Origin of the sequence: Psychrobacter pacificensis (assembly GCF_018336615.1) — a bacterium.
GTDB classification, from domain to species: domain Bacteria; phylum Pseudomonadota; class Gammaproteobacteria; order Pseudomonadales; family Moraxellaceae; genus Psychrobacter; species Psychrobacter pacificensis.
Genome location: NZ_CP048752.1, coordinates 433705 through 454244 on the forward strand (window position 1 = coordinate 433705; position 20540 = coordinate 454244).

Below are 20540 nucleotides of genomic sequence, written 5' to 3' on the forward strand. Positions count from 1 at the left end.
TATGCATGGATTAATGGACGATAAGCGCTAAATATTACTAACAATAATCACAGCGCATTACTAGCCAGAATATCAATGACGTTGTATGATAGCTAATTTAGCTGAGTGAGTATTATGGTGCAGGAATTGCCGTCGGTGTTTTTAGTGGGTCCGATGGGAGCGGGGAAGACGACGATCGGTAAGTTACTGGCCAAGCAGTTAGGTCGCACTTTTGTAGATAGTGATTGGTATATCGAATCGCAAACCGGTGCTGACATTGCTTGGATATTCGCCAAAGAAGGTGAAGCGGGTTTTCGTGAGCGTGAAACACGTGCCATTGATGAGCTGACTCAAGCCCCCCAAATTGTATTAGCAACTGGCGGTGGCGCAGTATTGGCTGCTGAAAACCGAGAGTTCTTAAGACAGCGTGGCATCGTGGTTTATCTCAATGCCCCAGTCGATGTGCAAATGGCCCGCACTTCTAAAGACAAGTCACGGCCTCTTTTACAACAGCCTAATCCTAGAAAAATACTGCAAGATCTATATAGTATTCGCGATCCATTATATCGTCAGGTCGCGCATATTATTATGCCCACTGGTCACACTTATCCGCGTCATATGGTCAGCCAATTAATGCAGCAGCTGAACGCATTTTTTGATTGTACTGACACAACACCAAAAGACAATAAAGAGTAGACCGATATTATCTATTGATATGATAGGTAGGTATACTCAGCTACTTTTACCCAATTATAAATGCTTAAGGAGTGTCTCATGGCAACGTCACTGTTTCATGATAGCTTAACAGTTCGTACGCAAAGTCATGATTATCCAATCATTATTACTGAAGATGCGACGTCAAAAGACAGCAGTATGGCAAAGCAAGTCGCACCTTATATTAAGGGTTGCCAAGTATTGATTGTGACTAACGATACCGTGGCACCTCTATATTTGCAAGCTTTAGAAGACGAGCTAGCAGAGCAGTTTACGGTAAAAGTTTGCGTGTTACCAGATGGTGAGCAATATAAGAACCAGACAAGCATTGACCAAATATATGATGCACTAATGGCAGAGCATTTCAATCGTGATGTCACGCTTATCGCGCTTGGTGGCGGCGTGGTGGGTGATATGACAGGTTTTGCTGCGGCAAGTTTTATGCGCGGGGTCAACTTTATCCAAATTCCAACGACCTTATTATCGCAAGTCGATTCTAGCGTTGGCGGCAAAACGGGCATCAATCATGCGCAAGGTAAAAATATGATTGGGGCATTTTGGCAGCCACAAATGGTGCTGGCTGATATGAGTACGCTCAAAACGTTGCCTGCACGTGAGCTGTCAGCAGGAGTCGCTGAAATTATCAAGTATGCGCTTATCATGGATGAAGCATTCCTGACATGGCTTGAAGAGAATTTAACTGCAATGATGGCGTTGGATCTGGCAGTACTTGGCGAAGCCGTGAAGCGCTGCTGTCAATACAAAGCAGATGTGGTCGCTCAAGATGAAAGAGAGTCAGGTGTGCGTGCCCTGTTGAACTTTGGGCATACGTTTGGTCATGTGATCGAGACCCATCAAGGTTACGGCAATTGGTTGCATGGTGAGGCGGTAGCGGCGGGCATGATGCAAGCAGCTGAACTGTCCCAAAAAATTGGTTGGTTGACCCTTGATGAGGTTGAGCGCATTGAGCGTGTTTTGATGCTAGGTAACCTGCCAACCAAACCGCCTGCCATTGATGTACAAACTGCTCTGGACTTGATGGGACACGATAAAAAAGTGAAACACGGACAAATCCGGCTGATTTTGTTAAAATCAATAGGGAGTGCAGTAGTGACCAATGACTTCGATAACGATCTGTTGCTCGAAGTATTGTCACAACACAGCGCATAATGTATCAAAATTTTAGTGAGTATTCGTACCAAAACTTGATATGTACAGCAGATTCATAGGCTGCACTCACTGCACTTCTATTTGAATGAGCATTGATGTAATGCTCTTAAATATGTTTTTACCAAGGATATTCCTATGGCAGCATCAAAATCGAAGACGCGTACCGCTGGCCAATCATACAGTCGTCAAGCCCTGATCTGGCTGGTCGCGACGTTACTATTAGGTGTTGTGACAGCGTTGGTCTGGATGCTAAGCCAAACGCCAGCGATGGGTGCCAAAATTGAAAATGAACCAGTATCAGCACCGCAAATGTTGGCTGATGAGTTTGAGCAACCATTAAAAATCGAGTCGCTTCACGAGCTGGATACCGATGTACAGCCGATTAGTTTTGATACGACTGTCCGTGATTTGCGTAATTATCCTGACGAGTTTAAAGACAAGCGCTATCTACTTGCCAACAAGGGTAAGTGGACCGTGCAGGTGATGAATGTCGCTGAAAATGACGTGATTGTCAGTTATTTAGAAGGCCGTGAAGATCGTGATAAGTTCGCTTATTTCCGCTATCTTGATAGTGAAAATCAAGTCCGTTATATGCTGACTTACGGAATCATGAGTAGTCCACAGGAGGCCGTTGGGGCAGCAAAGCTCACAGATTTTAAACTGCCTGCCAATGTACGTGTACTACCGGAGGAGATCAATCGATACGTAAGTATTATCGATAACTACGAGCGTCCTGATCCAGTAAAAGACTTAAGTACGAAGCGCACGCGCGCTGTCAATCTAAAACCGACTAAGCGTGAAATACCAGTACGTCAGCAAGCGCAAGCAGTCAACAATACGGCTAATGAGCAAGAAGCCGCTAACACTAATACGAGTCGCGATAGTCAACGTTCCTCTAACGATAGCGCCCCAGTAGAAAGCATCCGTCAATCTGCAGATACCTCTGAAACATTATCTGTCACAGAAGAGCGCACAGTTGGTAATGAGCCACAGTCAACTGATGAGGCATCAAGTCAAACGCAAAGTAATACCAATAACTCCAAGCAGGAAAATAAAAAGCCGTCAACAGCAGGTGCAGATAATAGCACCGCTAAAAAACCACCCGCTGTACCTGCGCCAAAACCGCCCAATACGAGCAACAATGGGGCAAATATTAATGCAAATGCACCTAAAAATAATAATGCGCCTAAAAATAATAGTGACAGTATCAAGTCGTTAATAGAGGACAAAAGCAACTGATACGCATTTTTTGTTATTGAAAACCCACTAGCTAATTGGTTAGTGGGTTTTTTTATACTTCGTTTTTTTAATATATTAGTGGCTACTGTCGCTATTTTGGGGCAAAGTATTCAAGGTAGACAGATATCATCCATTGCCTCAGGTAACCCTAACATAGGCGCTTTATATTATATTTCTAATAGGTTTTTAATCGTCCTATAACCAATAGTAATGAGACCATATACAAATTATGGCTGATGAATCGATAGAAAAGACTAGATTTTTTGTGAATCATTAACTAATATAACTGTGGGCGACGTTCTGTATAGTTATCGTAAAAAACTATTGTTAAACAAGCATTTAGTGATAGATCTATCATTTATAGAGTTTATTACTGAAATTTGTTGTCTCAAGCGCGGCTACTTATAACCGACATCAAGATCATTGTAAGTGACGCAACCTCTCTTATTGTCACTCTTTTTAGAGTGAATAAGGCGCTTGAATACAGAGCGTCAGATATTCAAGACGAACCACATGCACGATTATTAAATGGTTGGATGTCCAGCTCTCATTGCTAGATATAACGACATAACACACGATGCTTAAACGAACGACATAACGTATTACTGATTGGGCAATTGGCATTTGGGGGTATAAATTACTCTGTTTCAAAGGGCTGCCATTCACTGTCTTTAATATATGACGCATATGTCACGACATTACTTAATGACCAAGAGGGTCAAAGGGTTACTTGCTTTTATAGCATGATGTTGATTGAGCCTCGCACCATTTACTAATTCAACTATCCGAATATCCACTATCAGCCCGTTCTGCTTACGGGTACCAGCTTATGCTCCGCATTGGAGATGTAAGTTGCCCGTCTACTTAAAAGGACAAGCTATGTCAATGATTTCCTCGCAAACACACCTGGCCACGCCAGATGATTTTTCTGATAATTGCGGTTTTGGTCTAATTGCTCATATTAAGGGTGAAGCCAGCCATAATTTGGTAAAAACCGCCATTCATAGTTTAAGTTGCATGACACATCGTGGTGGTGTGGCGGCAGATGGTAGAACTGGTGATGGTTGCGGTCTACTATTAGCGACGCCTACCGACTTCTTTAAACAGATCGCTGATGAGCAGCAATTCGCAATCACAGACAACTTTGCTGTTGGTATGGTGTTCGTCAATTTGGATGATGGTAAAGCCAAGCATAGCCAGCAAGTATTGAGCGATGAGATTACCGCTCAAGGATTAGAAGTCGCTGGCTGGCGTGATGTGCCACTTGATTTGAGTATTGTGGGTGAGATCGGCCGTGAGACATTACCAGATTTTAAGCAGGTATTTGTCAATGCGCCAGATGACTTGGCTGCTGAAGATTTCAACCGTAAGCTGTTTGTTGCACGCAAAAAAGCAGAGCAGCGCCTGACAGATGACGAGCTGTTTTATGTATGTTCATTAAGCTGCCAGACCATTATTTATAAAGGTCTGGTCATGCCATCAGACCTGCCAGCATTTTTCTTGGATCTTCAAGACGAGCGCTTGGCGTCACATATCGTGGTTTTCCATCAGCGTTTCTCCACCAATACTTTGCCGCGTTGGCCATTGGCACAGCCGTTCCGTTATCTGGCTCATAATGGTGAATTGAATACCATTACAGGTAACCGCAACTGGTCTAAAGCACGCACGCCAAAGCTCAAATCAGACAAACTGCCGAACTTGAATGAATTGACGCCGCTTGTAAACAGTACAGGTTCTGACTCATCAAGCCTAGATAACATGCTTGAAGTGCTAATGTCTGGTGGTATGAATTTGTTCCATGCGATGTCGATTTTGGTGCCACCAGCGTGGCAGAACGTCGATAGCATGGATATGGATTTGCGAGCGTTTTATGAGTTTTACTCGCAGCATATGGAAGCGTGGGATGGTCCTGCAGGGCTTGTGATCCAAGATGGACGCTATGCTGTCTGTATGCTCGATAGAAACGGTCTGCGTCCGTCACGTTGGGTGACCACCAAGAACGGTTATATCACGGTTGCATCAGAGGTTGGTGTTTGGGACTACTCACCACAAGATGTGTTGGCAAAAGGTCGTGTCGGCCCAGGTCAAATGCTGGTTATTGATACGTTGACAGGTCAAGTGATGGATACGACTGCTGTTGCAACGTTGCTGAAAAATGCGCATCCGTATCGAAAGTGGCTGCGTGAAGAAGCGACACGTGTCCGTGATGATGAGCGCTTAGAAGAAACCTTAGCAGCGCAAGCGTGCCGTGGCGATAAGCTAAAAGCTTTACAAAAGATGTATCACATCACCAATGAAGAGCGTACAGAGATTATTCGTCCTAATGCTGAAAACGGCCAAGAGCCCGTCGGCTCTATGGGTGATGATACGCCGATGGCTGTACTATCGCAGCAGATACGTCATGTGGGTGATTTTTTCCGGCAGCAGTTCGCACAGGTGACCAACCCGCCAATTGATCCATTACGTGAATCAATCGTGATGTCACTACAAACTTGCCTAGGCGCTGAAACCAATGTGTTTGCGCCATCAGCAAGAGATGCTCACCGTATTATTTTATCATCACCAGTCTTGTCAGCCAGCAAGATGCAGCAGCTTGAAACCTTGGGTGATCCAGCATTCAAGATGGCTCGTGTCGATCTGAACTATGACCGTACTTTAGAGTTATCTGATGCTATCGTTGCTATTTGCGAAGAAGTGGCAGATAACATCCGTTCGGGCAATACCTTGATCGTACTGTCTGATAAAGAGATCGATGCAGAAAAAGTACCTGCCAATGCCATCATGGTTACAGGAGCCGTGCACCATTACCTGATTGCAGAAGGTATCCGTACCGATGCCAATCTCATCATCGAGACGGGGCTGGCGCGTGACTCGCATCAGGTGGCGGTATTGATCGGGTTTGGTGCAACTTGTGTGTATCCATATTTGGCTTATGATGTCATCGATGACTTGGTGGCGACTGGTGAGTTGCTTGGTGATCCAATTCAAGCCCGCGTTAATTTCCGCAAAGGCTTGGATAAAGGTTTGCTAAAAATCTTATCAAAAATGGGTATCTCTACCATTGTGTCGTATCGCGGTGCGCAGCTGTTTGAAGCAGTTGGTCTGTCTGAAGAGGTCGTGAGCCTATGTTTTAAAGGCGTACAAAGCCGTATCAAAGGCGCTACCTTTGCAGATCTTGCCGCTGACCAAGCGCAACTGGCTGCCAACGCATTTAAGCGTCGTGCGCCACTAGATCAGGGCGGTTTGCTCAAATTTGTCTTCAATAAAGAGTACCATGCCTTTAACCCTGACGTGATCAACAGCCTGCATACGGCAGTACGTACGGGCGATTATGAGAATTATCAGAATTATGCCAATCTAGTCAATAGCCGCCCAGTGGCGACCTTACGTGACTTATTGCAACTAAAGACTGACAACAGTATCGATGTCGATGATGTTGAAGATATCTCTGAGATTTTGACGCGTTTTGACTCAGCAGGCATGTCACTAGGTGCGCTGTCTCCTGAGGCACATGAATCGATTGCAATGGCGATGAATACTATCGGTGGACGTTCAAACTCTGGTGAGGGCGGTGAAGATCCTGCGCGTTATGGCACGTTGCGTAACTCAAAGATCAAGCAAGTGGCCTCTGGTCGTTTCGGCGTGACACCTGCATATCTGCGCTCAGCAGAAGTGATGCAGATCAAGGTCGCTCAAGGCGCAAAACCGGGCGAGGGTGGTCAGCTACCTGGTGGTAAAGTGAATGCGCTGATTGCGCGCTTGCGTTATTCGGTGCCAGGCGTGACCTTGATTTCACCGCCGCCGCATCATGATATTTACTCTATCGAAGATTTGGCGCAGCTGATTTTTGATTTGAAGCAAGTCAATCCAGACGCATTGGTATCCGTTAAATTGGTGTCGCGTCCCGGTGTTGGTACGATCGCGACAGGCGTTGCAAAAGCCTATGCCGATTTGATTACGATCTCAGGTTATGATGGTGGTACAGCAGCATCTCCGCTATCGTCTATCCATCATGCAGGCTCGCCATGGGAGCTAGGTTTGGCTGAAACCCATCAGTCTCTACGAGTGAATGGATTACGTGATAAGGTACGTGTTCAGACCGATGGTGGTTTAAAAACAGGATTGGATGTCGTCAAGGCTGCCATTCTTGGTGCAGAAAGCTTTGGCTTTGGTACCACGCCGATGATTGCGGTTGGTTGTAAGTACCTTCGTATCTGTCATTTAAATAACTGTCCAACAGGGGTTGCTACCCAAAAAGCCAAGCTGCGTGATGAGCATTTCATTGGTGAAGCAGAAATGCTGATTAATTTCTTTAAATTTGTGGCGACTGAAACACGTGAATGGTTAGCAGCGCTAGGTGTTCGTAGCATGGAAGAGCTGGTCGGTCGTACTGACTTGCTAGATATCTTAGAAGGTAATACGGACAAGCAGCGTCATCTTGATTTAACGCCATTGCTATTTAGTCACCCAGCCAGTGTGGGCAAAGCCCAAACGTGTCAGGTGGAGCGTAACGAGCCGTTTGATAAAGGCTTGCTCGCTGAGCAGATGATTCGCGATATGCTCGTCAATATTCGCCAAGGCTCAGGCGGCGATTATAGCTATTTCGTTGGCAACTGTGACCGCTCTATTGGTGCTCGTATCTCTGGTGAGATTGCACAAGTATGGGGCAACCTTGGCATGAGCGATATGCCGATCAAGCTTCGCCTGACAGGTACTGCAGGGCAAAGTTTAGGCGTGTGGAATGCTGGCGGCTTAAATATCGAGCTTGAAGGCGATGCCAATGACTATGTGGGTAAAGGCATGGCTGGCGGTGAGATTGTCATTTATCCACCTAAAGACTCAAACTTTACGGCACAAGAAACCGCCATCATCGGTAATACTTGTCTATATGGTGCAACGGGCGGTAAGTTATATGCTGCTGGGACCGCAGGTGAGCGTTTTGGCGTCCGTAACTCTGGTGCGCATGCAGTCATTGAGGGTACAGGTGACCATTGCTGTGAATATATGACGGGCGGTATCGTCACGATTCTTGGTCGTACTGGGCTCAACTTCGGCGCTGGTATGACGGGTGGTTTTGCTTATGTACTCGACATGGAAGGTGACTTCTTTGATCGTTGCAATCATGAACTGATCGATCTCAACCGTATCTCAAGCGAGCAAACAGAAGAGCATCGCATTCACTTACAACAAGTGATTGAAGCTCATGTAGATAAAACAGGCAGTGCGTGGGGTCAGACGATATTGGATGACTTTGAGCACTATGTTCGTAAATTCTATTTGGTGAAGCCAAAAGCGGCGAACATTGCAAGTCTTCTTAAAACTACCATGGCCGACCCACAATAGCCGATTTGTCATTGTCGGTCGTGTCAATCGATTGTCTTAAGAGATCGTATTGAGGAATCGACAATGACTTTAATTAGGGTAGCCAGCGTTCCGTTTTTAGAGACGTTTTAACTCACAGGTTTTCAGCAGGTACGTGACAGCAGTGATATATGTCTTTGATTTTAGACAAACAACACATCGCATGACTGTCGCCACCCACTGCAAAAGAGCCTTATATAAAAGAGATAGCACCATGGCAAAACGCTTAGAAAATAACTTCCAGTTTTTAGATGTACCGAGATTTGATCCAACCAAAAAAGACATTGCAACGCGCTCAACAGAGTTTGTTGAGATTTATAAACCTTTTGAAAACGAAGCTGTTGCTCAGCAAGCGCATCGTTGTCTTGAGTGTGGTAACCCGTACTGCGAGTGGAAATGCCCAGTACACAACTATATTCCTAACTGGCTAAAGTTGGCGACAGAAGGACAGATATTCCAAGCGGCTGAATTATGCCATCGCACCAATACCTTGCCTGAAGTATGCGGACGAGTTTGCCCGCAAGACCGTTTGTGTGAAGGCGCTTGTACATTGAACGATGGCTTTGGGGCAGTGACCATTGGTAATGTCGAGAAATATATCAACGATACCGCGTTTGCACTTGGCTGGCGCCCAGATATGTCTGAAGTTGTTTGGACAGACAAAAAAGTTGCTATCATTGGCGCAGGACCAGCAGGTCTTGGTTGCGCAGATATCTTGGTCAGAAATGGTGTCAAACCTGTCGTCTTTGACAAACGTCCTGAAATTGGTGGCTTATTAACTTTTGGTATTCCTGAGTTCAAAATGGAAAAAGACGTCATGCGTAACCGCCGTGTCATCTTTGAAGACATGGGTATGGAATTTCGCTTAGAGACAGAGATCGGTACAGACGTCACCATTGATGAGCTATTGGCTGAGTATGACGCGGTCTTTATGGGCATGGGTACATACACCTATATGCGTGGCGGGTTTGCTGGTGAAGAGCTAGATGGCGTTTATGATGCATTAGATTACCTGATTGCCAACGTCAACCGTTGTAATGACTGGGAAAAAGATGCCGAAGAGTACATCGACCTTAAAGGCAAAAGAGTTGTCGTACTAGGAGGTGGTGACACAGCGATGGACTGTAACCGTACCAGTATTCGTCAAGGTGCTGAAAAAGTCGTCTGTGCTTATCGCCGTGATGAAGAAAATATGCCTGGCTCACGCCGCGAAGTAGTCAATGCTCGTGAGGAAGGGGTTGAGTTTTTATTCAACCGCCAGCCTACTGAAATCATTGGCTTAAACGGTAAGGTCAATGGGGTAAAAGTAGTCACGACGCACCTGGGTGCGCCAGATAACCGCGGACGTCAGCGCCCTGAGCCGATTCCTAATTCTGAAGAGATTATCCCATGTGATGCCGTGATTATGGCATTTGGCTTTAGACCAAGTCCTGCTGATTGGTTCGAGTCGCAGCAAGTGGCAATGGACAGCTCTGGTCGAGTGTTGGCTGCAGAAAAACAAACCTTTAAATTCCAAACGCAGAATCCCAAAATTTTTGCAGGTGGTGATATGGTACGTGGCTCTGATTTGGTCGTGACGGCTATTTGGGAAGGCCGCGAAGCAGCAGAAGGTATACTAGACTTTTTAGAAGTATAATTACCTCGATTTAGATTCCACGATTTATTAGTGGTTTGTGATGTAAACGTCTTTTGTCTTTTATCAGACAAAAGGCGTTTTTTTTGAGTGATGCTTGGTAAATCGAGGCTCGACTGCTAGCATGTTTTTGCGTACCCTATATGCTTTATCGTTTACCTCATTTATCCACTAAAACTCGTTTATTCACTAAAAAGAGTAGCCTTGCGTGAAATCAACCCTTTACCAGCTTATTACTGCTCCATTTACTGAGCCTTATGTTCGCTATCAACATGCCGACGTCTTGCACGCCATTCGCTTAGGAACGGCTGTCATATTGGCGTTACTGGCCAATAAACTCACCAACCTGCCGCATGGTGAGTGGACCACCATTACGGTTTTTATTATTTTGGGATTATTGCAGTATCAAGGCGCTATCTATACCAAAGCCAAAGAGCGTGTCTTGGGTACTCTATTAGGCATAGGTACGGCCCTTGGGGTGCTGTGGTTCATTCAAAATGCAGGTGCATGGCTATGGATCGATTATGCACTTATCGGTATATTAAGCGGCATCATTGGCTATTTAGCCGTCAGAAAGCTCGGATATACAGGGCTGCTAACGGGTATCACTATGTTGATGATTGTCTCTGACTTGGGTCACAACAGCATCGGTCAAGATGGCATCTACCGCGCGCTAAATATCTTACTGGGTACAGGTGTTTCGGTAGCAGTGACGCTGATTTTACCGCTCAAATCAACGTTGATGTGGCGGTTTTTATTGAGTAGTAATCTTGACGCTTGTAGCAGTCTCTATGCTGGCGTGGGTCATCATATTGATGCAGCGGATGGGTTAATGGACAATGCTACTCAAAAATCAAACCCAATCGCCTTTCCTATTAAAGAAGTACCCGTTGATAGGAAGTTGGTAACAGCGCTACAGCAAATCAACAAACGCCTGCTGGCTGTGCGTCCACATATCGCCGCGACAGCAAGTGAGTCAGGAATCGAAAAAGAGACGCTAGAGACCATTCAGCGTACCCATCGTAATATTATCGGAACGATTGATTTATTATTAAGCGCTGCTCCGCGTTTGGCGAATATCGAAATTGATGAAGAAAACCACGTGTTACTGATACATTATCAGCACGAATTAACGCAAGCCATGCAGCATATGGCGGCGGTACTCCGAAGTCCAAGCGATGAAGTGTTTCGCCCGATTACTCGTATTGCTGTGTCAGAATATCCAAGTGTGCAGCACTTAGCATTTGAGTGGCAGGGGTATTTTTGGTTAACACAGACGTTGCAAACCCAGTTGCAGCAATTGAGTGATCTGTTACAAACCTCTAAGCCACACTGGTTTGCTGCATCTGGGCTGGGTTATCAGCGCCGTGAGCAGCGCCGGATGAAAGAGCAGGGCGGCGAGACAGATTTGCATTTATAACGCACAAAAAACGCTGACCATTTAGGATCAGCGTTTTTTCTTAAAGATTTACTTTATTTTAAAGGTATTAAACCATGGCTATTAGCGCCCCGTTTTTAGCTTATCCCAGTATTGTTGATACACTTGTAGTGCTTCATCGCCCACATCTTCTTGGAATTCCGCTTTGGCTAACACGTCTTTAGATGGGTAAATCGTCGGATTGTTGCGAACGCTTTCATCCATCAGCTCTCGTGCTGCCTGGTTTGGTGAGGCATAACCAATTTCTTCACTCACGATTTTGGCGTTTTCAGGACGCAATAAGTAATCAATAAATTTATGTGCTGCATCAACCTGTTTGGCATTTTTTGGAATGACAAAGTTGTCCATCCACAAGATAGCGCCTTCAGTTGGATATTTATAAGCCAGGCTCGTTAGACCTTCGTCATTCGCCATGACCGCTTCGCCATTCCACGTCATGCCAAGAGACGTCTCACCTTCGATGTACGGCATACGTGTCGCATCAGAGTTAAACGTTTTGACGTTTGGCATTAACGTTGTAAGCTTGTCGTAAGCCGCTTTGATTTCATCAGGATTGCTACTGTTGCCCGAGTAGCCTAGCGTCAGTAACGCCATACCGAACACTTCACGCACATCGTTGGTAAGCATCACCTGACCTTTGTACTTAGGATCCCATAGGTCGTTCCAGCTATTCACAGTTGCAGGATCGACACTATCGCCATTGATCGCAAGACCGGTGCTACCCCACATGTACGGTATAGAGTATTTATTGTCAGGATCGACTTTGGTATTGGTAAATGACGTATCGAGGTTTTTAAAGTTACTTAATTTAGACTTATCTAACTCTTGCAGTAGCCCTTCTTTGGCCATTTTTTCGACATAATAAGTCGATGGAATGGCCAAATCATACTGGCTAGAATCATCGAGCAGTTTAAGTTTGGCGTACATCGCTTCGTTTGAATCAAACGTCGTATAATTGACTGCGATGCCAGTTTCTTCCTCAAAACCATCCAAAATCTCTTGTGGCATGTATTCTGACCAGTTATACAAATTGAGCGCCTCAGTGCTCGCCGCAGCGCTAGCATCTGCCGCATTGTCAGAATTGCTACAGCTGGATAATGCCAAGCCAATAGCTGCCGCTAATAATGCCTTTGGTACTATACGTCCGATACGAATTGGATTGTCTGGACGGGACGATGATAAATGGGTCAAAATACTTCTCCTAGATAAAAATAATGCAAATCAAGAAGTTGATAAAAATAATCAGGCAGTCGATGCCTGATGTCGCTAATAAAACTATTATGGTTATTACTTTAGACAATTTAAAGGGCTATTATCAAGACGATGCTTAGTTATGCTAATAAAGGTCGCTAATAATACGAATCAAATGAGTAATGAAAATTGGTTTAAAGACAGTCAATGCTGAGTGGGTTTTCTAGAGTATTGCCAAGGGTGAGACAAGTAATGGCCGTATAGACCTATGCTATTACAAGTATAAGGATAAGCGAAGGTTCAAGCGTCAAATAGCGCCAAGAACTTGGAACTTAACATAATAATTAGCTACACCAGAATGGCAAAGGATGCGACGCAATGACTGAGCGCCGCTATCACCGAAGATTCAATGACTGTTGATGGTAGTCCAACGACGCTTTGACAGAATGTTGATAGGTACGTAACACATGCTCAAATAAGAATTTATTTGATGGACGCGGCAGTATAGAACGGCTCAAGAACGGCTTGGATACCATACTCTTCAATCGTACCTGTGACAAAATCTGCTCGTTCTATCAGAGCGGGCTGAGCATCTCCCATCGCCACGGCAAACCCAACCAAATCAAACATTTCTAAGTCATTCATACCATCGCCAAACGCCATACACTCGCTAACATCTACCGCATAGTATTCGCAGACATCTTTGATACCGCGAGCTTTTGATGCCTCTATTGGCAATATATCTGCACCGATTTGATGCCAATGCACCAGTTTTAAATCATACTGCGCAAAGTCGATATCTTGCATTTTTTCTTGTTGATTATTAAAAAATACTGAGCATTGATAGACGATATTTGACTTGTAATACTCAGGGTCAAGAATAGAGTTGGGTGTGATAGCATTGAATTCACGCAAGCGGTCGTTTTCATCTGACCATGCGATATGAGTAGCAGAGTCAAACTTATGAATCAAGTCGCTCTGCTGGCAAAGACGCACGATTTTATCTGTTTGCTCATCTGACAATGGATAGTGGCTGATTCGGCCCTTTTTATCAAAGCTATACTGTCCATTCATACAAATAATGGCATCCAATATATCTGCATCAAGCAATGCTAAGATATCCTCAGGCAATATGGCCTTGGAGCGCCCAGTTGAAATCACCAGTTTGATATCAGTGTCTGCCAGTTGTTCAAGAGTCGCTTTATTATGTTCAGCGATGATACCGCTACGGCTCAGGGTATCATCGATATCAAAAAAGATGATTTTAGGTGTAGAAAATTTGGTATTCATACTTTCTTGAGCAATTTTATCTTCGATAAACATGATGATCCTTTACATTTTAAGCGCTGCTACTAAAGGTAATAGTAGCTGATTACTAATGCCCGAGCGACTTTATTATTCGTCTTATCCTACAGCCTCATTAGCCAAAAATGAGGATGGTTTTGACTAGGTTGTGTAACGCATGGGTCTTACGCTATTCACTTTGATGATTCATAAAATTGCTAACGTATTACCGAAGATACCGTTGATCTTCTATGTTTAGACTATATATAGACTACACTTAAATTAAATATTTTTTTAGTTCATCTAATGAATTTTATCTAATAAATTACTATGTCGTTTTCTGAGCTAAGTTCTTTAAAGAGGGTTTATTGATAACGACTCAAGCACTTATAGAGAAAATTGAATAAGCAAAATAATTTATAGGGACAAGATTATGACTGCTTCTACCCCAAAATCAAATCATGATGCCATAGCAGATAACACGCTCGATGCGTCTATGCCACGTCACCCTGAGAGCCGATTACAATCAGAATGGCTATTTTTGTATGACAAACTGCCACCAGATCAATGGTTCAGTAACGACTATGTTTATAAGACATCGTTTTGGCTAAGTATTCACGCTGACATACGTAAACGCCAACACGTTCTTATCCAAATCAGTGATGCCTATCGTTCAGGTGATATTGAATGGTTAGAATACCGCTCACAAATCTCACCACGGATTAATCAATATATTTTTAAATTACATCAGCACCATAATATTGAAGATACAGGCTACTTTCCACAGTTCATGCGCATGTACCCTCAACTAAAAGCAGGGTTTGAGATATTAGATCGTGATCATGTGCATTTGGATACACTGCTTAATGAGCTGCAAGTGCTAAATAGCAGGCTAGCATCAAGCAATACTGAAGATAAAGCGCTGGTTGAGCAATTGCATCAGCGCTTAATGGATGCAAGTGAGTTACTGTCGCAACACCTCACTGATGAAGAAGATTTGGTGATTCCTATTTTGGGGCTGAATTAGTGTTATAGCGAAAAATAGTTCAGCTTCATTTTTTATCAGACAAGACTACCGCACTGAATGTATCAAAATCTGTATAGTCGAACCACTATTAAAGTGTTACAGCGTTAGACTCGTTTAGCCTACTACTGTAGTACTTGCACTCGTCTGCCTTGTACCACTTTTAGTATTGATTGACTATAGTACTACGATGTAGCGATAGGAGTATGAGTACGCTATCTTATTGAAACTGCAACGTTGCCTCTCTAGAAAATAGTAATAACGGGTAAAAACCTACTAAAAAATACAAAATGTTGTTGATTGTACTTTAGAGTAAAGGATATCTTAATTTAAAGTGGCTTTTGATCATTGGAATCTTTTATGCATAAAGTTATTGATTACATCTCAGAATCTGGTACTGAAGTTTTGGAGGAGGGAGATAAAGACGGGGCAGATATTCTGGTTAGCCTCACATATATCGGTAAAAATCGTGAGAAAGATAATGGCATAAAGCTGACTCGTACCTTTGAGACGGCACGAAAAAATAACGAAAAAAGCAATATCACTTCAGCGCTTGTCATTAAGGATCATTATTTTATTCAAAACATTGAAAACTCGAGATTTTCGATTAAGGAAAGCTTAGTTATTGCTATTTTGGGATTAAAAAATAGTAATTATAGTCAGATATAGATTAGGCTTTTGAGCTATTAGAATAATACAATCACACAGTTTTCACCAACATTTGTAGTAAAATTCGCGGCAGTAAATACTGGTGTCCTATCTCATCAAAAAGGTCATGTCACAATTTAAAAAATAATAATAGATGGTAAAAATTCGGTCAAAACGTAACAATTTCATTGATTATATTTTATAATAAAGTGTATCTTAATTTAGATAAGTATTTTGCAAATAGGGTTTCTTATGCATACAACGACAAGCCATGCTTCAGAGAACAAAAAAAGAAATGGCGAGCACATTCTTATCAACATGACATATATCGCCAGAAATGTCGATCTAGACTCAGGCATCGAGTTGACTCGTGCACTTGAGTATTGGAGAAGGTATTTCGAAGAAAACGGCATCGTTTCAGCTTTAGTTATCAGTGAAGGCTATTTTGTCCAAAGCTTTCAGGGAACAAGACCTGCTATCAGTACTGCCTTGCACAAGATATTCGACGAGCATCCAACTATTTTTCCTAACATTATCAACATAGAAGAAATAGAATCACGCCAATGGGATGGTTTTTTAATCAAACATTTAACGTCAAGTAATGAAGATGAATTGTATGCTTTGAAAAACTTCTCGACAGGTGCTGACTATAATCCTTACCTTATGAGAAGTAGTCAGATTGAGAACTTTTTACATGAGATTTTTGCAGATCAAAAAAAATTATAACGACATAATGACTGAAAAGGTTTGTGAAGAAAGAGTTGATGAGTTGTTCTCGCTACAGAACTCTCAGAGAAAGATATTATAGATGCTGTTTTTAGATTTTTTTTGAGTGGAATTGGAATAAAAATACAAGATGGGTCTTCGAGAATTAATAACTTAAGGTTATTAATTAGTAACTATATAACAAAAAAATAAGGGGCTATTGATTAGGGTAATTCTTAAATAGTATCTTAAGTTAAATGGATTTTTAATTAGATACCTTATGCGTAGATTTATTGAATTCTAATTTAGAAGAGAGAAGGGAATGATTTCAGACGAGAGAAATAAAAACGGTGCTCACATTCTCACCAGTCTAACGTATATTGGCAAAAACCGCGAAAAAGATAATGGCGTGAAAATGGCCCGTACTTTTGAGATAGCAAGACGAAACAACGAGAAAAGCGGTATAACCTCAGCACTGGCCATCAACGACAACTATATTATTCAAAATATTGAAGGTTCAAGACTTGATGTCAACGAGCTGATAACGAGGATTATCACGGAACGTCCACATCTTTTTATCCATGTTGTAGATATTAAAGAGGTAGAGACACGTAAATGGGATGGATTTTTGATCAGATACTTAACACCAACTCCTGAATATGAAGTGCATACCCTCAGACATTTTTCGGCAGGTACTGACTTTAATCCCTACCTAATGCCGAAAGATCGAATCACAAGTTTTATGGATGCGCTGTTCACAGATGAACTGCTTAACGATATGTAAATGGAGCGTATCTGTTCGCTACAACTGTGTTTTTTCACTCTACTTTTGATCGTTTCTAGTTTCGGTGGCTCTTAGTTTTAATATTCAAATATGGCCAGACATTTTTCTGCTGTAGTACAAATTTTTGTTCTTGGTAATACAAACCTTTATTAGTACAAAAAAGCCGCCCATACATTGTGTATGGGCGGCTTTTTGCTGAGAATGAGCTGTTTTTGATTTACCTATAAAGCAGGTCGACTGAATAAGTGTTTAAAGTCATGTTTTGTTACTCCTTAATTCATTCTACTGAACTGGGCTTAGGAATTATCCTGCTATTTCAACACTCGTTACATTCTGAAAGCCTCGTGGTAACCGTCCGCCGCGATTACCGCGAGTGCCCGTATAGTTAGCCAAGTCATTTGGCTTGAGTGTCACGTGGCGTTTGCCAGCAGTAATGACGAGGCTGTTTTGTAAACTGAGTGGCGTAATAGCCAGCACTTCTTCATCATCTTTCAGCTTAATCAGTTTATTACCTTTACCGCGAGCCTGTTCGGGCAAATCATCGAGGGCAAATATTAGTAGATATCCGGCATTGGTTACCACTGCGACATGGTCAGGCGTTATCTCTAACTTGGTGGTCTCGTCGTCAGTGTTATCCGCCATTTTTACTGGCGCATCGATACGAGCGACAGACAGCAGGCGACTATCGGCAGCGAGGTTAATGACATTCTTGCCTGCCTTTTGATTGCTGTCTAAATTACCAAGGGTGTTGATAAAGCCATAACCTTGCGAGCTGGCAAGAATGATGCGTTGATCGTCAGCACCAGTCAATAGCTGCTCAAAGCTGGCACCTGCTGGTGGTTTTAACACACTGGTCAGCGGATCGCCTTGACCACGCGCGGAGGCAAGGTTGTGCGTATCAATACTATAGCTGCGTCCTGTACTATCGAGGACGTAAATTTTCTCATTGGACTTGCCGCGCACGTGCGCTTGATAACTGTCCCCTGAGCGATAACTCATACCAGCGGCATCGACATCATGGCCTTTGGCCGCGCGAATCCAGCCCGCTTTCGATAGGATAGCGGTGACCGGCTCGCTCGGTACGAGGTCTGACTCTTTTAATGCTTGTGCTTCTTCGCGTTCTGCTAATGGCGACACACGCTCATTGCCGTGTTCTTTCATATCGGCGGTGAGCTCTTCAATCATCAGATTGGTCAGACTATCTGGATTGTCCAAGTAATCCTGAATGTTGGCGCGTTCGGTAGCGAGTTCATCTTGCTCGCGGCGTAGCTCAATTTCCTCTAACTTTGCCAACTGACGCAAACGAATATCCAAGATAGCATTGGCCTGAATGTCAGTCAGGTCATAGTCCTGCATCAATGTTGCTTTTGGATCGTCTTCTTCACGAATGATACGTATCACTTCATCGATATTGAGATACGCAATTAGCAAACCTGCAAGGACGTGCAAGCGCTTATCGATTTTATCAAGACGATATTGCAGACGGCGTGTGACCACTGAGCGGCGACAAATGAGCCATTCTTCTAAGGTTTCTTTTAGATTTTTGACCTGCGGCTTACCATTGAGGCCAATCATGTTCATATTGACGCGGTAGTTGCTCTCAAGATCGGTGCTAGCAAACAGATGGCTCATAACGCGATCGACATCGACGCGCGTTGAGCGCAACTCTAATACGATACGACAAGCGTTCTCATGATCTGATTCATCATGAATATCCGTCACCCAAGGTAGCTTTTTATCGGTCATAAGTTTGGCGATTTGCTCTTGGATTTTGTTGCCTGAGACTTGGTAAGGCAGCGCGTCAATAATGACTAAATTCTTCTCTTTGGGGTCGATATGAAAAGTCGCGCGCATTTTGTAACTTCCACGCCCTGTTTCATACATCGTCTGCAAGTCTTTTTTGCTAGTGATGATTTCAGCTGGCGTTGGCAAATCTGGTGCTGGTATTGACTGGGTAAGCTGCTTAACAGACAGCTCAGGATTTTTTAATAAACGAATAGCAGCACGTACCACTTCGTTAAGGTTATGCGGCGGAATGTCAGTTGCCATGCCAACCGCGATTCCTGTGGTGCCGTTTAATAAAATATTGGGCAGGCGGGCGGGTAGTGTGGTTGGCTCTTGGATCGTGCCGTCAAAGTTATCTTGCCAATCGACCGTGCCTTGTCCCAACTCTGCAAGTAGGGTGTTGGCATAAGCAGACATTTTGGCTTCGGTATAACGCATGGCCGCAAAGGACTTAGGATCATCAGGACTACCCCAGTTACCTTGACCCGTGATAAGCGGATAGCGATAGCTGAACGGCTGTGCCATTAATACCATGGCTTCATAACACGCGCTGTCACCATGTGGATGGTATTTACCGAGCACATCACCGACCGTACGTGCAGATTTTTTTGCCTTAGCAGAGGATTTTAGCCCAAGCTCGCTCATGGCGTAGACAATACGGCGCTGAACAGGTTTTAGGCCGTCAGCGATATTTGGTAGCGCCCGATCCATGATGACGTACATGGCATAATTGAGGTAGGCCTGCTCAGTGAACTCTGCCACTGAGCGAGTATCCATCGGCTCATTAGGAATGATTGGGGCAATAGTAGGATCAACAACATCAGACATAAAATAGACTTCGCTTATGAGTTTTTAATTAGTATGGTTTATATAGCCAGGCATAGTATGAATGTGAACCGCACCGTATGCTCATTTAGGTTCGGCTCGATACTTATGCAAAAATAAGATAGTGCTATCGTAAAGGATATTGATCCAATTAAAAAGACATGTATCAGAATATACGACAGCTCATGACGTGCTTATACTGGCTTTTATAGACTTTACTTACCATGTCCCCGTACGTGGCTTTTATAGATAAAGTTAAGTATAGTAAAACTAACATTTGTTTTTAATAAATGTCTTAGAGTGACAGTGCCGAATTAGTGACAGAACCAGCGCAGCTAAACCGAGCAGCGACAAAGAGGGAGCTTGATGTAACTTTACGGCGCTCACTGGGCCAGCTGATGCCCTCGAGAGCACAGGCGAAGGCAGTTTTATTATGTAAATATTGTGTCTAAAATAAAAGAGATACTGTGGGTAAAATTCAGTGACATGACCAGTTTTTGTTGGTACAAATAATTGATATTAATGAAAATATCAGCCGTCAAGCCAGTTTGAGAACTCGTATAACAATCTTTTGTATTGAGTAGTCTATATAAAGTGTGTATGTTAATGAACAAAGGGCTATTTACCACTACATTGTTTGCTCATCACCTTACGACTATATCGCAGCCTCGCTTGTCATCATGATGGTGAGACTGCGCTCTGATTTTTCGTCTGTTTATCACACTGTGATTTGCATGAGCTGACGGTAATGTATTATTAC

At 43.4% G+C, this 20540-nt stretch carries 13 protein-coding genes; 10 read left to right on the top strand and 3 right to left on the bottom strand.

What is annotated here, in order from left to right:
- Positions 1–114 precede the first annotated feature (114 nt).
- From aroK to GYK50_RS01930, 6 genes are all read left to right on the top strand, one after another.
- Positions 115–675 (top strand): shikimate kinase AroK, encoded by a 561-nt coding sequence (gene aroK / locus GYK50_RS01905; RefSeq protein WP_093071072.1) that lies wholly within the window; start codon positions 115–117, stop codon positions 673–675.
- Positions 676–753: 78 nt separating this feature from the next.
- Positions 754–1863, top strand: coding sequence for a 3-dehydroquinate synthase (gene aroB / locus GYK50_RS01910; RefSeq protein ID WP_212564150.1), 1110 nt, complete (start codon positions 754–756; stop codon positions 1861–1863).
- 135 nt (positions 1864–1998) lie between these two features.
- On the top strand, positions 1999–3102 hold the full coding sequence (locus GYK50_RS01915; protein ID WP_212564151.1) for a hypothetical protein: 1104 nt from the start codon (positions 1999–2001) through the stop codon (positions 3100–3102).
- An 879-nt stretch (positions 3103–3981) separates the two neighbouring features.
- On the top strand, positions 3982–8445 hold the full coding sequence (gene gltB, locus GYK50_RS01920) for a glutamate synthase large subunit (RefSeq protein ID WP_186473581.1): 4464 nt from the start codon (positions 3982–3984) through the stop codon (positions 8443–8445).
- Between the two features lie 232 nt (positions 8446–8677).
- Positions 8678–10099: a glutamate synthase subunit beta gene (locus GYK50_RS01925; RefSeq protein ID WP_186473583.1), complete on the top strand. Its 1422-nt coding sequence runs from the start codon at positions 8678–8680 to the stop codon at positions 10097–10099.
- A gap of 205 nt (positions 10100–10304) precedes the next feature.
- Positions 10305–11516, top strand: coding sequence for an FUSC family protein (locus GYK50_RS01930; RefSeq protein WP_186473585.1), 1212 nt, complete (start codon positions 10305–10307; stop codon positions 11514–11516).
- Positions 11517–11597: 81 nt separating this feature from the next.
- Here the strand turns inward: GYK50_RS01930 and GYK50_RS01935 are convergent, their stop codons facing one another.
- Entirely contained in the window at positions 11598–12725 is a 1128-nt protein-coding gene (locus tag GYK50_RS01935) for an ABC transporter substrate-binding protein (RefSeq protein WP_212564152.1), read from the bottom strand.
- A gap of 483 nt (positions 12726–13208) precedes the next feature.
- The gene (locus tag GYK50_RS01940) at positions 13209–14048 is read right to left on the bottom strand and encodes a Cof-type HAD-IIB family hydrolase (protein ID WP_286708084.1); all 840 of its coding nucleotides are present in this window, start codon (positions 14046–14048) and stop codon (positions 13209–13211) included.
- 394 nt (positions 14049–14442) lie between these two features.
- Between GYK50_RS01940 and GYK50_RS01945 the strand changes: the two genes are divergently transcribed.
- The 4 genes from GYK50_RS01945 (at position 14443) to GYK50_RS01960 (ending at position 17170) form a co-directional block, all read left to right on the top strand.
- A complete protein-coding gene (locus GYK50_RS01945; RefSeq protein WP_212564153.1) occupies positions 14443–15036 on the top strand; it encodes a hemerythrin domain-containing protein in 594 nt (197 codons plus the stop codon).
- Positions 15037–15393: 357 nt separating this feature from the next.
- Complete coding sequence (locus tag GYK50_RS01950) at positions 15394–15702, top strand: BLUF domain-containing protein (RefSeq protein ID WP_071002939.1); 309 nt, start codon at positions 15394–15396, stop codon at positions 15700–15702.
- A 231-nt stretch (positions 15703–15933) separates the two neighbouring features.
- Positions 15934–16407 carry a BLUF domain-containing protein gene (locus GYK50_RS01955; protein ID WP_093071089.1) on the top strand — a complete coding sequence of 158 codons (474 nt, stop codon included), beginning with the start codon at positions 15934–15936 and terminating at the stop codon, positions 16405–16407.
- A 301-nt stretch (positions 16408–16708) separates the two neighbouring features.
- Positions 16709–17170 carry a BLUF domain-containing protein gene (locus tag GYK50_RS01960; RefSeq protein ID WP_212564154.1) on the top strand — a complete coding sequence of 154 codons (462 nt, stop codon included), beginning with the start codon at positions 16709–16711 and terminating at the stop codon, positions 17168–17170.
- Between the two features lie 303 nt (positions 17171–17473).
- On the opposite strand, the gene parC is transcribed toward GYK50_RS01960, so the two are convergent.
- Positions 17474–19783 (bottom strand): DNA topoisomerase IV subunit A, encoded by a 2310-nt coding sequence (parC, locus tag GYK50_RS01965; protein ID WP_212564155.1) that lies wholly within the window; start codon positions 19781–19783, stop codon positions 17474–17476.
- Positions 19784–20540 lie beyond the last annotated feature (757 nt).

Excerpts from the sequence above, each read along its gene's own strand:
- aroK (WP_093071072.1), top strand. The coding sequence starts at position 115 with ATGGTGCAGGAATTGCCGTCGGTGTTTTTAGTGGGTCCGATGGGAGCG.
- aroB (WP_212564150.1), top strand. The coding sequence starts at position 754 with ATGGCAACGTCACTGTTTCATGATAGCTTAACAGTTCGTACGCAAAGT.
- GYK50_RS01915 (WP_212564151.1), top strand. The coding sequence starts at position 1,999 with ATGGCAGCATCAAAATCGAAGACGCGTACCGCTGGCCAATCATACAGT.
- gltB (WP_186473581.1), top strand. The coding sequence starts at position 3,982 with ATGTCAATGATTTCCTCGCAAACACACCTGGCCACGCCAGATGATTTT.
- GYK50_RS01925 (WP_186473583.1), top strand. The coding sequence starts at position 8,678 with ATGGCAAAACGCTTAGAAAATAACTTCCAGTTTTTAGATGTACCGAGA.
- GYK50_RS01940 (WP_286708084.1), bottom strand. The coding sequence starts at position 14,048 with ATGTTTATCGAAGATAAAATTGCTCAAGAAAGTATGAATACCAAATTT.
- GYK50_RS01945 (WP_212564153.1), top strand. The coding sequence starts at position 14,443 with ATGACTGCTTCTACCCCAAAATCAAATCATGATGCCATAGCAGATAAC.
- GYK50_RS01950 (WP_071002939.1), top strand. The coding sequence starts at position 15,394 with ATGCATAAAGTTATTGATTACATCTCAGAATCTGGTACTGAAGTTTTG.
- GYK50_RS01955 (WP_093071089.1), top strand. The coding sequence starts at position 15,934 with ATGCATACAACGACAAGCCATGCTTCAGAGAACAAAAAAAGAAATGGC.
- GYK50_RS01960 (WP_212564154.1), top strand. The coding sequence starts at position 16,709 with ATGATTTCAGACGAGAGAAATAAAAACGGTGCTCACATTCTCACCAGT.
- parC (WP_212564155.1), bottom strand. The coding sequence starts at position 19,783 with ATGTCTGATGTTGTTGATCCTACTATTGCCCCAATCATTCCTAATGAG.